The organism is Pseudomonas sp. 51_B (assembly GCF_017491595.1).
Classification (GTDB): domain Bacteria; phylum Pseudomonadota; class Gammaproteobacteria; order Pseudomonadales; family Pseudomonadaceae; genus Aquipseudomonas; species Aquipseudomonas promysalinigenes.
The window spans coordinates 75,445-89,040 of record NZ_JAFGYW010000007.1 but is presented as its reverse complement, the minus strand read 5'-3'; the positions used below and the strand labels follow the sequence as shown (position 1 = coordinate 89,040).

Below are 13,596 nucleotides of genomic sequence, written 5' to 3'. Positions count from 1 at the left end.
TGTCACGGCCAGCATCCGCTGCCGGGCGCGCCCGGGCAGCGGTGCTGTCGTTGCCGAATCAGTGTTGCAGGATCTTGCTGAGGAAGTGCTGAGTACGTTCGTGGCGGGCGGTTGGGTTGCCGAAGAAGTCTTCCTTCTGGCAGTCCTCGATGATGTGCCCCTTGTCCATGAAGATCACCCGATTGGCCACCTTGCGAGCGAAGCCCATTTCGTGGGTCACGCACATCATGGTCATGCCTTCGTTAGCCAGTTCCACCATCACATCCAGCACTTCGTTGACCATCTCTGGGTCCAGCGCCGAGGTCGGTTCGTCGAACAGCATGACGATTGGGTCCATCGACAGTGCACGGGCGATCGCCACACGCTGCTGCTGGCCACCGGACAACTGGCCGGGGTGTTTCTTGGCATGGGCACTGAGGCCTACGCGCTCGAGCAGCGCCAGGCCCTTCTTGGTCGCTTCTGCTTCACTGCGGCCGAGCACCTTGCGTTGGGCGATGGTCAGGTTTTCGGTGATGGTCAGATGCGGGAACAGTTCGAAGTGCTGGAACACCATGCCGACCCGCGAGCGCAGCTTGGGCAGGTTGGTCTTGGAATCGGCGATCGAGGTGCCGTCGACCACGATGTCACCCTTCTGGAACGGTTCCAGGGCGTTCACGCACTTGATGAGGGTCGACTTGCCCGAGCCCGATGGGCCGCAAACAACCACGACTTCACCTTTCTTGACCTCGGTGCTGCAGTCGGTCAGCACCTGGAAGTCGCCGTACCACTTGTTGACGTTCTTGATGGAAATCATACGGTGATCCTTTTTTGCAGGCGCTTGACCAGCCACGAAGCGGAGAAGCTGATGACGAAGTACACGACCCCAGCGAAGATCAGGAACTCATGGGAGCGCCCGATGATGTCGCCGTTGGAGCGTGCCGAGTTGAGGAAGTCCACCAGGCCCACGGTGTAGACCAAAGAGGTGTCCTGGAACAGGATGATGCTCTGCTGCAACAGCAGTGGGGTCATCTTGCGAAAGGCCTGGGGCAGGATGATCAGGCGCATGGTCTGGCCGTAGGTCATGCCCAGGGCCTGGGCGGCACCCATCTGCCCCTTGGAGATCGACTGCACGCCAGCACGGACGATTTCGCAGAAGTAAGCGGCCTCGAACATCATGAACGCCACCACGCAGGACGTGAAGGCACCTACCGGGGTGTCCTGCCCGGTGATCCAGCGCAGTACGAACGGCACCGCCAGATAGAACCAGGTAATGACCAGCAGCAGTGGGATCGAGCGGAAGTAGTTGACGTAGGCGCCTGCCAGGCGTGACAGCAGCTTGCTCGATGACAGGCGCATCAGTGCCAGGATGGTGCCCAGCACGATGCCGCCAATAACGCCCATGACCATCAGTTGTAGCGTCATGACCATGCCATCCCACAAAGCAGGCAGGGCCGGGATGATTTCGCTGAAGTCCATTTCCATTTACTTGCCCCCCACGGAGATCAGGCCAGGCACGGCAACTTTCTTCTCGACCAGGCGCATCAGCAGCATCAAGCCCATGTTCAGGGTGAAGTAGATAAGGGTGGCCAGGGTGAAGGCCTCGAACAGGTTGGCCGAAAATTCGGCGGTCTGCTTGGTCTGCGCCAGCAGCTCCATCAGGCCGATCAGCGAGGCTACCGAAGAGTTCTTGAACACGTTCAGGAATTCAGAGGTGAGCGGCGGGATGATGATCCGGAACGCCTGTGGCAGCAGCACATTGGTGTAGATCTGTGGCAGGCTGAAGCCCATGGCGCGGGCTGCGGATTCCTGGCCACGGGGCAGGGCCTGGATGCCGGTGCGCACCTGCTCGCAAACTCGAGCGGCGGTGAACAAGCCAAGGCAGATGACCACACTGATCAGTGCCGAGGTGGTCGGGTTGAGGTCTTGCTTGAACCACTCCTGCAGGCCTTCCGGTAGCAGGTCCGGTACCAGGAAGTACCAGATGAACAGCTGCACCAGCAGCGGCACATTGCGGAACAGTTCCACATAAGCGGTGGCAATACCCGAGACCAGGCGATTGGGCACGGTGCGCATCACGCCCAGTACCGAGCCCAGCAGCAATGCGATGATCCAGGCGGAGATGGCGATGGCGATGGTCCAGCCTAGGCCGGTGATGTACCAGTCCAGATAGGTTTCGCTGCCCACGCCGGTGGACTTGAAGAACACGCCCCAGTCCCAGTTGTAATTCATCGGGATTTCCCCTCAGACGATTGTTTCACGGGCACCTTCGAGCATCCGAGGGCGGTGGGCGCCCTCGGATGAAAGGTTAGTCACTATTGCGCAGCCTGCAGAGTTGAAACCTGTGCTTGCGCACCAGGCCACGCGCTGAGGATCAGGACTTCTTCTCGTCCGCAGCTTTATCGGTAGGCTCGGCGATCAGTTTTTTCAGTTCGTCGCTCATCGGGAACTGCAGGTTCAGGCCTTTTGGCGGAATTGGCTGCTGGAACCACTTGTCGTAGCTCTTGTTGACTTCGCCCGACTTGAAGTAGGCAATGATGGCGTCATCGACAGCTTTCTTGAACGCTGGGTCATCCTTGCGCACCATGCAGCCGTAGATTTCATACGACTGGGGAGTACCGGTGATAACCCAGTCCGACGGCTTGCGAGCCTTGGCCATTTCACCGGCGAGCAGGGCGTCGTCCATCATGAAGGCCACGGCGCGGCCGCTTTCGAGCATGTTGAAGGCTTCACCGTGGTCCTTGGCGGAGATCACGTTCATCTTCATTTGCTTGTCGGCATTCATCGCTTTGAGAATGCGCTCGGAGGTAGTACCCGCGGTGGTCACCACGTTCTTCTCTTTCAGGTCCCCAAAGTCTTTGTAAGCAGGCTGACCGTCCTTGACCTTGGTCAACAGGCGGGTACCGACCTCGAAGATACCGACCGAGAAGCCGACTTGCTGCTGACGTTCGACGTTATTGGTGGTGGAGCCGCACTCCAGGTCGACGGTGCCGTTCTGCACCAGCGGGATGCGGGTCTGGGAGGTGACCAGGTTGTACTTGACCTTGATGTCGGTGCCCAGTTGCTTTTTCAGGGCATCGACGACGGCCAGTTGGATGTCATGGGAATAACCCACAGGCTCGGGCTTGCCGGCCAGGTAGGAAAACGGGATGGAGGAGTCGCGGTGGCCCAGTGTAATGGTGCCCGAATCCTTGATCTTCTTCAGGGTGCCGGTCAGCTCATCGGCCATGGCCGGCGAAGCGATCACAGCGGCCGCGATGGCGGCGCCCAGCAATTGACGAACGATACGCATCAAATTTTCCTCGACGTGTTTGTTTTTTTTATGGAGCCGTTGGCGGACTCTTTCGTTCAACGAATACAACATCAAGCGTGTGCATTCGGCTCCAAGTATAGAGCATGAGTCGTGCCAAGCTCTGGCGTCGATCATAACCCCTTGAATATTCGGCGTCTGGCCGTTTTAACAGGGCATCAACCTAACATAGCGAGTTCGGCAATCCGAACGACATGCCTGTTGCTGTTCGGTTATCCGTATGAAGTGTTCCGGCTTCATCTGCGCCAGCATTAATTAGGCCCAGACGCAGCTCTCAGGCAGGTTGAGTACGCATTCACTTTCCCAGGAACCGCGCCCATGCCTGACTCTCTGATGACTCCTGACTCTGTCGACGCATTGATTGGCCAGCAATTGCCTAAGTGGCTCAAAGGTGTCGATGAAGACCTGCTCCAGGGCTTTCATCAAGCTTTGCGCAATCAACAGGCTGCAGCACAAGCAGTGAAAAACCGGCTTGAGGGCATCCCGAGCCTGGAAGTATTCGCCGCTGCGCGACTGGAGCAAGCGCTGCACGCACAGGGCCTTTCAACGGTGGACGTGCGTGGCAGCAACGTACATGTGCAGGAGGATGTAGAGCTTCCAAGTGTGTCTCCTCGCCTATTCACGCCTGTGCAGACGATACGCTCCAGGCAATCCTTACTGGCGGCTGCTTTGCACAACTTTCATGAGTCTGAAACGCATCCGGCATTGAATCGAAAAGCTCATTTAAGAGACTTAGACGGTAACAAATTACCCCTGAGTTTCGAGGCGTTCGCGCGCTGTTGCCGTAAGTTGGACCTGGGCGGGGAATATCAAGCGGTGCTGCGCAAGCACCTGTTTCCCAAAAGCCGTCCCCCAGCGCCCTCGGACTACGCCCATAAAGCCGTGCAGCAAGTGCTTGAGGAAAACCTTCGCACGCAGATGGAGGTCGCTGTGCGAATGGCCAGGATCAAAGGCGAGTTGCTCGACGAGGATTATCTGCGTCTGTTGCCGGTGGTAGCGGGCGCCCCGCGGGGCCCGGCAGTCCAGGGCCTTGCTACACCCCGCCAGTTATTTCTGCTTGGCAAGCGCCTGTGCGGCGTGGTGACGCTGGAGATGCGCCACAGCGCGCAAGGGCCGCTGGATGGGATTATTGTTTGGGTGCCTCAGGATCCGTATTTACCTCTGGCACGCTATAACTCCTGGGAGGCGCTGTACAGGGCATTTGCCAAACGCCTGCGTTCAGCGTTCTATCGATCCTTCTTTGGGCGTTTTATCAGCGAGCGTGACCGCCCGGCATTCATCTCCACATTACTGCCGTTGATCGAGGCCAGCAGTGCTCAGGTGCCCGCTGAGCTCGACGGTCGCAACTTCGCCGTGGATTCAGCACTGTTCGTCCACTTGCGCACCTTGCAAGTCGACAAGCTACTCGACGATGCAAGAGTCCTAGCAGTACCCACGGACGATGAAACCCAGCTCGAACGTGACCAGCGCATCCAGGCTGCGTTGGGCGCGGGGCTGGAGATGCTTAACCTGGCGGCCCTGTTCATTCCTGTGCTGGGCCAGGTGATGTTTGCAGTGGCCGCACTGGGGGTTGCCAGCGAGGTATACAAAGGTTACGAAGACTGGCAATTGGGCGACCGTCAGGGGGCACTGCAGCATCTTTTCAATGTTGCGCAGGGCCTGGCGACTGGCGCTGCTCTGGGCGCAGCTCAGGCGGGTATCGGGCGCTTGCTGCCGCGCGTTCCGTTCGTTGATGGGTTGACGCCTGTGCATGAGGGCGATGGCCGGATGAGGCTGGCCCATGCGCCTGAAACGGCTCATTACCTGGACGGTAACGGCCCGCTGCTGCGTCAGTTTGGCGGAAACTTCGCCACTGTGCCTGATGCCATGGCCGATGCGTTGCTTCGAGTCATCGGGCTGACACCTGAACAGTTGCGCCAACTGCACCTTGAGTCGGCGCCAGTTCCGGCGCGATTGAACGATGCCTTTGATCGCTGGCTGCTTCACGAGCGATCCCCCCAGCTGCGCGGGAGCGCATTCGATCGGGATCTCACTACTCAACAGGGTGAAGCGTCGCCCGCCGCTGGCATGCTCCTCAGGTCGTTCCCGGGGCTGTCGGTACGGTCGGCAGAAGAAGTACTGGCCAACGCTAGCGGGACGCAGCTCAAAGCGCTGCTCGACAGTGGCCGGGTGCCTTTAGCGATGGCCGAGCACGCGCGCTGGATGCTGCATGACAGCCGCTTAGACCGTGCCTTTATAGGTTTCGAGCATGAATCCGGGGTCAATGCCGACACCCAGCGCCTGGCTATTGGCATGATCGATGAGTTGGCCCCATGGCCGGCAGCCAGGCGTATCGAGCTTCGCTTAGGCGAGGTGTCGGGCCGGCTCATCGCGTCGCGCGGGCATCCTCAAGCCACTGAGGTGCTGACCGTGATTCAGACCGCTCAAGGTTACCGGCTGCTAGGGGCGCCCGAGCCCTCGATCGAACAGCGGCTATGGGCGTGCCTGCTGCAGACGCTGGATGCTGCCCAAAAAGGCCTTATCGGCGACAACCAGCCGCTGAGTGCCGAAACCCTTGCTGAAAAACTGGCTGTGCAGGCCGCCAGCGATCGGCGCAAGGCTGCGCAATTGTTAGGTATGCAGCCCATCGGCGGTCGCTGGCGGCCACCGCGGCGCTTAGCCAATGGGCGGGTCGGCTACCCCTTGAGCGGACGCGCAGAAAGCAGCCGGCAAGCGCTGCGGCGCGGTATCCATGGCGTCTTTCCTACGCTGAGCGAGGCCCTGTTGGACGACTACCTCGAAGGCCTCGTGGTACACCATATCGGTCTGTGGGAGCACCTTGGCCAGCTTCAGCAACATCTGGCCAACCTGCGCGCGGCGCTTGAGGCTTGGCAGCGTCAACGCGTGAGTTTTCTCGACGGGGTCCGCCGGCGACGTGTCGTCACCCAGATTCGGCGCGCTTGGAGGCGCAAGTCTGTCGGGGCCTCCGATGACGATTACATCCTGCACATCGAGGGCGAACGGGTAGGCAGCCTACCTGTTCTTCCAGCCGGCATCGATTTTGGACACATCAGGCAATTGACGTTGCGGGACATGGACCTTGCGCACATCGACGAAGATTTTTTGCGCCGTTTCAGTGGCTTGCGCGAGCTTAGGCTGCAAGATAATCGGCTCACCAGCCTGCCTGCCGGGCTCGAGCGCCTGACCTCGTTAAGAACCCTTAACCTGGCAGGCAATCGACTGACCTTGGATGCGTCTGGGGTCAGTCGCCTGGCCATGCTCTCAATGCTACGCGAACTGGATCTGAGCGCAAATCCCTTGGGGAACGTGCCCGATCTTTCCCGTCTGCAGCACGTGCGGGTGCTTTCACTCCGAGCGACAGGGCTGCAAACAATACCCAGTGCACGCGAATTACCCTGGCGTGGCCTGACCGATCTTCGGGAAAACCAGATTCGCCAGGTGACGGGTCATGTGGCCAACCTGCAAGCGCGGTTACATCGTCTAGCACTGCATGACAACCCTTTGGAGCCGGTGAGCGAATCGTTGCTCGAGAGCCTGAGCGAGCAAACCCCGACAGCGTCACGGCGTGGGTCATATCAACATGCTGATGCCGATTCGAAATGTCTGAATCAGTGGCTAGGAGAGGGCTCCCAATCGGCTCGGCTGCATCGAACCGATGTCTGGGAGCGCTTGCAGCAAGAGCCACAATCGACGGACCTGTTTCGTTTCCTGGCTGACTTTGCGGCCTCAGATGATTTTCGGCGCCACCCGCGTTACTACCGGGCAAGAGTATGGCGGGTACTCGAGTTGTGCGCCGAAAACACTGATGTTCGGGAAGCAATTTTCTGGCAAGCCGCTGGCCCCCGCAGCTGTGAGGATCAATTGCTATTTCTGCTGAGTCAGATTGAGATCCGGGGAATAATCGCGCTGAGTGGGGCAGGGGAGGGGCGAGCACAGGATGAAGCGACTTTGTTGCGTTTAGGTCGCTCGTTATACCGCCTGGACCAAATAGACCGCATCGCCGCCAGGCATATCCAGTTTGTGGAGCAAAATCCCTATGCCCTGGTAGACGATGTAGAGGTTTACCTGGCTTATCGGATCAATTTGGCCGGCAGGCTCGACTTGCCAGGGCAACCTCTGAACATGCACTACGCGGACTACAGCGGCCTGACTGGCGCAGACATCCTCAGGGCAGGAACAGAAGTTCTCGAGGGTGAAAACATCGAGGTGCTCAGTGCTTCACTGGCGGAGCGGGAGTTTTGGCAAAGCTATGTCCGTAACCGTTACCCTGAGCGTTTCGAAGCACTGGCCGCGCCTTACCATGAGCGGCTGGCGGCCTATGAAAGCGAAGCCGATTCCACCGGTGAGCAGGTTTATTTGACCCGCGCCGATGAGCTGATGCGCCGACTCAACGCCGATGAGCGTGCGCTTTACCTGGAGCTGGCACGCGATGCCTACGGGCGCGAAGCCTGAGAAATGGGCGACCCTTGAGGTCGCCCATTGTGCTTCAGGCTGCGTGACTGCGAGCAGCGCCTTGCGCCAGGTAGGCCGCCAAAGCGCGCTGTTCGTCTTCATTGGTGAACAAACCAAGCTTGGTCCGCCGCCACAGGATATCGTCGGCGCTGACCGCCCACTCCTCGCTGCGCAGGTAGTCGACTTCCCGCGTGAACAGCCCTGCGCCAATCGCCTGGCCCAGGTCGTCGGGGCCATTTACGCCCTCGAGCAACTGCCACACACGGCTACCGTAGGTCTGCGCCCAACGCTTGGCGATCTCGACCGGCACCCAGCCGTTGCGTGCCTGCAGTTCATCCACCAGCCCCTGCACGCTGGCCATGCCCTCGCCACCTGGCAGCGGCGCGGTGGCGGTCCAGCTGCCGCGCATCTGGCTGAAGAACGGTTTGAGCTCGGCCATGGCCGACTCGGCGAGCTTGCGATAGGTTGTCAGCTTGCCGCCGAACACCGAAAGCAGAGGCGCCTGGCCGTCACCGGCGGACAGCGCCAGGGTGTAGTCCCTTGTGACTGCCGAAGGATTATCGGATTCGTCGTTGCACAGCGGGCGTACACCGGAATAGGTGTGCAGGATGTCGCTACGGCTTAGCTGATGATTGAAATGGGCGTTCACTACCTTAAGGATGTAATCGGTCTCTTGCTCGGTGATCGCTACCTTGGCCGGATCCCCGCTGTATTCGCGATCGGTAGTACCAATCAAGGTGAAGCGGTCCAGGTAGGGGATACAGAAGACGATGCGCTGGTCCTCGTTCTGCAAAATGTAGGCATGTTCGCCTTCATAAAGCCGCGGCACGATGACATGGCTGCCCTGGATCAAACGGATGCCATATGGCGCATCGAGCTTAAGATCGTCCTTGATGAAGCTGGCAACCCACGGGCCGGCCGCATTGACCAGGGCACGGGCGCGTATGGTTTGCAGGCTGCCATCGGCGTGCTGCAGCTCCACCTGCCATAAACCATTCACGCGCTCTGCACGCAGGCAGCGGGTATGGGTAAGAATGTGCGCACCGTGTTCGCGGGCGGCCATGGCGTTGAGGACTACCAGGCGGGCATCATCCACAGCGCAATCGGCGTATTCGAAGCCGCGGGTGATCGCCGGCTTCAGTGGGTAGCCAGGGCCGAAGCGCAGGCTGCGCGAGGCACCAAGACGCTTGCGCTTGCCCAAGTTGTCGTACAGAAACAGGCCGGCACGGATCATCCATGCAGGGCGCAGATGAGGGCGATGGGGCAGCACGAAGCGCATCGGTTTGACGATATGCGGGGCTTTGGCCAGCAGCACTTCACGTTCGGCCAGCGCTTCGCGCACCAGGCGGAATTCGTAATGCTCAAGGTAGCGCAGGCCACCATGGATGAGTTTGCTACTGGCCGACGATGTATGTTGGGCCAGGTCATCCTTTTCGCACAGCATGACTTTCAGGCCGCGACCTGCGGCGTCGGCAGCGATGCCCACACCATTGATGCCACCGCCAATCACGGCGAGGTCGTAGCAGTCGGCAAGTGATGGCTGGGACGAAACGGGCTGGGACACGGCAAGGCCTCCTGAGGCTGTTCATATCGAATATGAACATATATGTTCGTTTCCGAAAATGCTAGCGCAAAAGGATGACCGTCGCCAGTCAGTCTCTATAGAAAAAACTGATCAGATGACAAGAAAATGAACATTTACGAAAATTTCAGGGGGCGGTGTGAGTGAGCACATCAGTGGGATCGAGCATCACCCGTGCAGCGCCCGATCCCATTGACGGCAGGCAGATTCAAGGCAAGCACATGCCAGCCTTCAAACCACCTCTAGCCGGATCTTATTCTGGTTCAACAGCTGTGCGAGCCCCGGCGCGGGCGTCTGGTCGGTCACCAGGCAATCGACCAGGCTGATCGAACCCAACCGTACCATGGCGTTGCGCCCGAACTTGCTTGAGTCGGCAGCCAGAATCACCTGGCGAGCATTGGCAATGATGGCCTGCGATACCCGCACTTCCTGGTAATCGAAATCGAGCAGGCTGCCGTCTTCATCGATGCCGCTGATACCAACCAAGGCAAAATCCACCTTGAACTGGTTGATGAAATCCACGCTGGCCTGGCCGACCACGCCGCCATCTCGGCGTACCGTGCCGCCAGCTACCAACACTTCGAAGTCATCCTTGGCGGCGAGAATGGCAGCAACGTGCAGGTTATTGGTGATGACCTTCAAGTGGTTGTGGTTGAGCAGCGCCCTGGCAATCGATTCGGTCGTTGTACCAATATTGATGAACAGCGAAGCATGGTCGGGAATCTGCTTGGCCACGGCCTCGGCGATGCGCTGTTTTTCGTCGCGCATCTGATCGGCGCGCATGGCATAGGCGGTGTTCTCGATGCTGGAATCGTAAGCGGCACCGCCGTGGTAGCGACGCAGCAGATTGAGCTCGGCCAGCTGATTGATATCGCGCCTGATGGTTTGCGGGGTGACGACGAACAACTGCGCCATTTCTTCGATACTGACATACCCGCGGTCGCGTACCAGTTCGAGGATTTGTTGTTGGCGTGGGGGCAGATTCATGGGCGGTCCTTTGGGGCTGCCGGACAAATTCTGCAATGATGCCGTAGGAAGGGGACTACGACCAGTAGGCAACGGGGCCGCAGCGCGGCCCCTGATGCATCACGCCTCGTGATCTTCCCAGTCACGTGTGCGATCAACGGCTTTTCTCCAGCCGGCATACAGCTTCTCTTTCTGCGCCTCGTCCAGCTGTGGGCTGAATTCGCGCTCGATGATCGCCTTGTCACGCAATTCATCCAAGCCACTCCAGAAACCACAAGCCAAACCGGCCAGGTAGGCCGCGCCCAGTGCAGTGGTTTCGCGCATTTTCGGGCGCTCCACGCAGGTGCCAAGGATATCGGCCTGGAACTGCATCAGGAAGTTGTTGGCCACAGCGCCACCATCCACGCGCAGCTCGGACAAGCGTGCACCGCAATCCTGCTGCATGGCATCGAGAACATCGCGGGTCTGATAGGCGATCGACTCGAGGGCCGCGCGGATAATGTGGTCGACCTTCACACCACGGGTGAGCCCAAACAGCGCGCCGCGTGCATAGGGATCCCAATACGGGGCGCCCAGGCCGGTGAACGCCGGTACCAGATAGACGCCGTTGCTGTCCTTGACCTTACTGGCGAAGTACTCGGTGTCCAGTGCGTCATTGACGATTTTCAGCTCGTCGCGCAGCCACTGCACGGTGGAGCCACCGTTGAACACGGCGCCTTCCAGGGCGTACGCCACCTCGCCGCGTGGGCCGCAGGCGATGGTGGTGAGCAGGCCGTGGGAGGACTTCACAGCCTTGTCGCCGGTATTCATCAGCAGGAAGCAGCCGGTGCCATAGGTGTTCTTGGCCTGGCCGGGCTCTACGCACATCTGGCCAAACAGCGCCGACTGCTGGTCGCCGGCAATCCCGGCAATGGCAATGCCGCTCTTGGTATGACCGTACACTTCGGAAGACGGGCGCACCTGCGGCAGCATCTGACGGGGAATGCCGAGGATCTCGAGCAGCTTGTCATCCCACTGCAAGGTGTGGATGTTGAACATCAGGGTGCGCGAGGCGTTGGTGTAGTCGGTGACATGCACCTTGCCGCCGGAAAACTTCCAGATCAGCCAGGTATCGACGGTGCCGAACAGCAGTTCGCCGCGCTCGGCGCGTTCACGCACCCCTTCGACGTTGTCGAGTATCCACTTCAGCTTGGTGCCGGAAAAGTACGGATCGGTCACCAGCCCGGTGGCTTCGCGGATGTATTGCTCATGCCCATCGCGTTTGAGCTGGGCGCAGATCTCGGTGCTGCGCCGGCATTGCCATACGATGGCGTTGTAAACCGGGCGCCCGGTTTCCTTGTCCCACACCACGGTGGTTTCGCGTTGATTGGTGATACCCAGCGCGGCGACTTGGGCATGACTGATACCGGCCTGCGCCAGGGCTTCGACCATCGTCGCGCTCTGGGTTGCGAAAATTTCCATCGGGTCATGTTCGACCCAGCCGGCCTGTGGATAGTGCTGGGCGAATTCGCGCTGCGAGGTGCCGACCACATTGGCATCGCGGTCGAAGATGATGGCTCGCGAGCTGGTGGTGCCCTGGTCCAGGGCGATGATGTAGTTCTTATCCTGGGTGTCTGTCATGGTCGTAGGCCTTGCATAAAGAGGAGTTCAGGGCGCTTGCATCAGTTGGCTTGAGTATCGCCCTGGCGATTGTCGGTTGTCTCGCCACTTGGGCTTGGCACCATTGGCAGGTTGCGGGCGATAAGGCCGCGATAGGACGCGGCACCCAGGCAAGCCCCGACGATCGGTGCGAACACCGGGATCAGAAAGTACGGAATGTCCCGGCCGCCAGTGAAGGCGATTTCACCCCAGCCGGCCAGGAAGGTCATCAATTTTGGCCCGAAATCCCGGGCTGGGTTCATCGCGAAGCCGGTCAAAGGGCCCATGGCGCTGCCAATCACTGCAATCAGCAGCCCGATCAGCAGCGGTGCCATCGGCCCCCGTGGCAGGCCGTTGTTGTCATCGGTCAGAGCCATGATCACCGCCATGAGGATTGCGGTGATAACCACTTCGACTAGAAATGCCTGGCCGGTGGAGAGTGCTGGGTGTGGGTAGGTCGAGAAAACCGAGGCCAGCTCCAGGCTCTGGGCGCTGCCGCGCAACATGCTGTGGGCTTGTTCGTAATCGAAGAACAGGTTGCTGTACAGGGTATAGACCAGCGCTGCGCCGCAAAAGGCGCCGCATACCTGGGCAAGGGCGTAAAACGGGAGTTTGCGCTTGTCGAAGCCGGCGAAAAGCGTGAGCGCAATGCTCACTGCCGGGTTCAGGTGCGCACCGGAAATACCAGCCGTGAAATAGATCGCCATGCTGACACCGACGCCCCAGATGATGCTGATTTCCCACAGCCCGAAGCTGGCGCCGGCGACCTTGAGTGCGGCGACGCATCCGGTACCGAAGAAGATCAACAAGGCGGTGCCGAGGAACTCGGCCAGGCATTGGCTGGACAGTGTGGGTTCGCGTAGAGCAGTCGTCATGTGTGACCTCGTTGTTTTTGTTGTGAGGCGCTAAGCGCTCGACAGCAAAGCCTGATGCCTATCCCCATTGACTTCAGGCAGATGTACATAAGCGCACCTTAAAAGGGCACCCTTTATTCAGAAACGAAAAAATATAGACAAGAAACGCTGATGTCAAAGGTCGAAAGTGAACGGTCAGTCACGTTTTGATCGCATATTTAAAGGCTGATCCCTGATTTAGAGAGGTGCGTCAGCCATTAGCTAGCTGGAGTGTAGGAATTGCCCTAAAGTAGCCGCGACCTGTCCCAGACTGGAGCACCGCATGACCCCTGCACTCGATTTGCTGAAGAAAGTTCGCGCCGAACACCGCGTGCACAGCTATGAACACGACCCCAAGTCGGCGTCATATGGCCTTGAGGCAGCAGAGAAGCTCGGTCTGGATGCGCAACAGGTGTTCAAGACCTTGCTGGCGAGCAGCGAAAAAGGTGAGTTGTTGGTTGCGGTGGTGCCGGTGATCGGAACCCTCGATCTGAAGGCCCTAGCCCATGCGGCCGGCGTCAAGAAATGCGAAATGGCCGACCCGGCGGCAGCGCAGCGGGCGACGGGGTATCTAGTGGGTGGCATAAGCCCGCTCGGGCAGAAGAAGCGCCTGCGCACGTTCATTGATGAATCGGCGCAAAACTTTACAACCATTCACGTCAGCGCCGGGCGTCGTGGCTTGGAGGTCGAACTGGCAGCGGCTGTGCTGGCCCAACATACCCAGGGCGCGTTCGCTGCAATCGGCAAGGGGTAGGTGCATCGGGGCCGCAACGCGGCCC

10 protein-coding genes are annotated in these 13,596 nt (G+C 59.5%); 2 read left to right on the top strand and 8 right to left on the bottom strand.

What is annotated here, in order from left to right:
- Nucleotides 1-58: 58 nt before the first annotated feature.
- From J5M56_RS10830 to J5M56_RS10815, 4 genes are all read right to left on the bottom strand, one after another.
- Nucleotides 59-793, bottom strand: a complete 735-nt coding sequence (locus J5M56_RS10830; RefSeq protein WP_060477857.1) for an amino acid ABC transporter ATP-binding protein — start codon at nucleotides 791-793, stop codon at nucleotides 59-61.
- The gene (locus J5M56_RS10825; RefSeq protein WP_060477856.1) at nucleotides 790-1,461 is read right to left on the bottom strand and encodes an ABC transporter permease subunit; all 672 of its coding nucleotides are present in this window, start codon (nucleotides 1,459-1,461) and stop codon (nucleotides 790-792) included. Before J5M56_RS10825 ends, J5M56_RS10830 begins: the two co-directional genes overlap by 4 nt.
- Nucleotides 1,462-2,208 carry an amino acid ABC transporter permease gene (locus tag J5M56_RS10820; protein ID WP_060477855.1) on the bottom strand — a complete coding sequence of 249 codons (747 nt, stop codon included), beginning with the start codon at nucleotides 2,206-2,208 and terminating at the stop codon, nucleotides 1,462-1,464.
- A 142-nt stretch (nucleotides 2,209-2,350) separates the two neighbouring features.
- Nucleotides 2,351-3,268 carry a glutamate/aspartate ABC transporter substrate-binding protein gene (locus tag J5M56_RS10815; RefSeq protein ID WP_186477585.1) on the bottom strand — a complete coding sequence of 306 codons (918 nt, stop codon included), beginning with the start codon at nucleotides 3,266-3,268 and terminating at the stop codon, nucleotides 2,351-2,353.
- Nucleotides 3,269-3,604: 336 nt separating this feature from the next.
- Here J5M56_RS10815 and J5M56_RS10810 point away from each other — a divergent pair, with 336 nt between their 5' ends.
- On the top strand, nucleotides 3,605-7,738 hold the full coding sequence (locus J5M56_RS10810) for an NEL-type E3 ubiquitin ligase domain-containing protein (protein ID WP_207936813.1): 4,134 nt from the start codon (nucleotides 3,605-3,607) through the stop codon (nucleotides 7,736-7,738).
- Between the two features lie 34 nt (nucleotides 7,739-7,772).
- Here J5M56_RS10810 and glpD read toward each other — a convergent pair whose 3' ends face one another.
- The 4 genes from glpD to J5M56_RS10790 form a co-directional block, all read right to left on the bottom strand.
- Nucleotides 7,773-9,302 (bottom strand): glycerol-3-phosphate dehydrogenase, encoded by a 1,530-nt coding sequence (gene glpD, locus J5M56_RS10805; RefSeq protein ID WP_186477587.1) that lies wholly within the window; start codon nucleotides 9,300-9,302, stop codon nucleotides 7,773-7,775.
- Between the two features lie 249 nt (nucleotides 9,303-9,551).
- Nucleotides 9,552-10,307, bottom strand: a complete 756-nt coding sequence (glpR, locus tag J5M56_RS10800; protein ID WP_060477851.1) for a DNA-binding transcriptional repressor GlpR — start codon at nucleotides 10,305-10,307, stop codon at nucleotides 9,552-9,554.
- A 99-nt stretch (nucleotides 10,308-10,406) separates the two neighbouring features.
- A complete protein-coding gene (gene glpK / locus J5M56_RS10795) occupies nucleotides 10,407-11,906 on the bottom strand; it encodes a glycerol kinase GlpK (protein ID WP_060477850.1) in 1,500 nt (499 codons plus the stop codon).
- Between the two features lie 41 nt (nucleotides 11,907-11,947).
- On the bottom strand, nucleotides 11,948-12,799 hold the full coding sequence (locus J5M56_RS10790; RefSeq protein ID WP_186477588.1) for an MIP/aquaporin family protein: 852 nt from the start codon (nucleotides 12,797-12,799) through the stop codon (nucleotides 11,948-11,950).
- A 301-nt stretch (nucleotides 12,800-13,100) separates the two neighbouring features.
- Between J5M56_RS10790 and ybaK the strand changes: the two genes are divergently transcribed.
- A complete protein-coding gene (gene ybaK, locus J5M56_RS10785; protein WP_186477589.1) occupies nucleotides 13,101-13,571 on the top strand; it encodes a Cys-tRNA(Pro) deacylase in 471 nt (156 codons plus the stop codon).
- Nucleotides 13,572-13,596 lie beyond the last annotated feature (25 nt).

Excerpts from the sequence above, each read along its gene's own strand:
- J5M56_RS10790 (WP_186477588.1), bottom strand. The coding sequence starts at position 12,799 with ATGACGACTGCTCTACGCGAACCCACACTGTCCAGCCAATGCCTGGCC.
- J5M56_RS10815 (WP_186477585.1), bottom strand. The coding sequence starts at position 3,268 with ATGCGTATCGTTCGTCAATTGCTGGGCGCCGCCATCGCGGCCGCTGTG.
- ybaK (WP_186477589.1), top strand. The coding sequence starts at position 13,101 with ATGACCCCTGCACTCGATTTGCTGAAGAAAGTTCGCGCCGAACACCGC.
- glpK (WP_060477850.1), bottom strand. The coding sequence starts at position 11,906 with ATGACAGACACCCAGGATAAGAACTACATCATCGCCCTGGACCAGGGC.
- J5M56_RS10830 (WP_060477857.1), bottom strand. The coding sequence starts at position 793 with ATGATTTCCATCAAGAACGTCAACAAGTGGTACGGCGACTTCCAGGTG.
- glpR (WP_060477851.1), bottom strand. The coding sequence starts at position 10,307 with ATGAATCTGCCCCCACGCCAACAACAAATCCTCGAACTGGTACGCGAC.
- J5M56_RS10825 (WP_060477856.1), bottom strand. The coding sequence starts at position 1,461 with ATGGAAATGGACTTCAGCGAAATCATCCCGGCCCTGCCTGCTTTGTGG.
- J5M56_RS10810 (WP_207936813.1), top strand. The coding sequence starts at position 3,605 with ATGCCTGACTCTCTGATGACTCCTGACTCTGTCGACGCATTGATTGGC.
- J5M56_RS10820 (WP_060477855.1), bottom strand. The coding sequence starts at position 2,208 with ATGAATTACAACTGGGACTGGGGCGTGTTCTTCAAGTCCACCGGCGTG.